Genomic DNA, 1,200 nt, shown 5'->3' with positions numbered 1-1,200 from the left:
CTTTTTTGAAAAAAAGCCCCTCCCCCGGACCCCCTCCGCAAAAAACTTTCAAAGGGGTATCTGTTGCCCCCTTTGGAAAGTTTTTAAAGGGGGTCCAGGGGGAAACTCTTTCCAAAAAGTTTCCCCCTGGCCGCCGGAGGCTCTCTAGTCGTATTTCACCGCGCTGATTTCCATCAACTTATCCAGCCGGATGCGCGTTTCGATGCGTCGCATGGTGCCGGTTTTGCCCCGCATGACCATGGAGTGGGTGATGGCGTGGGTGCCGGTGAATTTGACGCCATGCAGGAACGTGCCACCGGAGATGCCGGTGGCGGCGAAGTAGGTGTCGTCGCTTTTGACCAGGGTTTCCTCGGTGAAGATGCGCTTGCAGTCGATGCCGGCGGCGGCCAGGGCCTGTTTTTCGGCCTCTTGCTGGGGATCGAGCCGGGCCAGCAGCCGGCCGCCCAGAGCCCTGATGGCGCAAGCCGAAAGCACGCCTTCCGGGGTGCCGCCGGTACCGAGCATGACGTCGACCACGTTCTCCGGGTCCACGGCCATGAGCGACCCGGCTACGTCGCCGTCGGTATGGAGCTGGATGCGCGCGCCGACCTCCCGGATGGATTGGATAAGCGCCTTGTGGCGCGGCTTGTCGAGCACGAAGACCACGAGGTCGTCCACATCCTTGCCGAGGGCCTTGGCGATTTTCTTGAGATTGTCCTCCACCGGCGCGTCCAGGTCGGCCACGTCCTTGGCCTCGGCCGGAACCACCAGCTTCTGCATGTAATAGCTCGGCCCGGGATCGTACATGGACCCACGCGGCGCGACGCCGACCACGGAAATGGCGTTCGGCCGGCCGTAGGCGAGCAGGTTGGTGCCCTCGACCGGGTCCACGGCCACGTCCACGGCATGGCCCTGGCCGCTGCCGACCCGTTCGCCATTATAAAGCATGGGGGCTTCGTCCTTCTCCCCCTCGCCGATGATGATCATGCCCTCGATGGGCAGGGTGTTGAACGAAAGCCGCATGGCGTCCACGGCGGCCTGATCGCCAGAGTTCTTGTCGCCGCGACCAAGCCAGCGCGAGGAACTCAGCGCCGCCGCTTCCGTCACACGTACCAAGTCCAACCCGAGATTTCTGTCCGGCGCTTCCATTCGGTGGTGCTCCTTTTATTGAGAAAAGGCGTGCGGGGAGGGGACCCTTTTTTGAAAAAAAGGGTCCCCTCC

1 protein-coding gene is annotated in these 1,200 nt (G+C 62.5%); it reads right to left on the bottom strand.

Features of this window, described 5'->3' with window-relative positions; translation table 11 throughout:
- Window positions 1–144: 144 nt before the first annotated feature.
- On the bottom strand, window positions 145–1,128 hold the full coding sequence (gene glpX, locus ACMZ6R_RS20470) for a class II fructose-bisphosphatase (RefSeq protein ID WP_416114806.1): 984 nt from the start codon (window positions 1,126–1,128) through the stop codon (window positions 145–147).
- Window positions 1,129–1,200: the final 72 nt, after the last annotated feature.

Origin of the sequence: Solidesulfovibrio sp. C21 (assembly GCF_047785625.1) — a bacterium.
Lineage (GTDB): Bacteria > Desulfobacterota > Desulfovibrionia > Desulfovibrionales > Desulfovibrionaceae > Solidesulfovibrio.
This window is presented reverse-complemented; position numbering and strand designations above follow the sequence as displayed.

Bases quoted from the DNA above. Each gene is read 5' to 3' on its own strand.
- glpX (WP_416114806.1), bottom strand. From the start codon at position 1,128: ATGGAAGCGCCGGACAGAAATCTCGGGTTGGACTTGGTACGTGTGACG.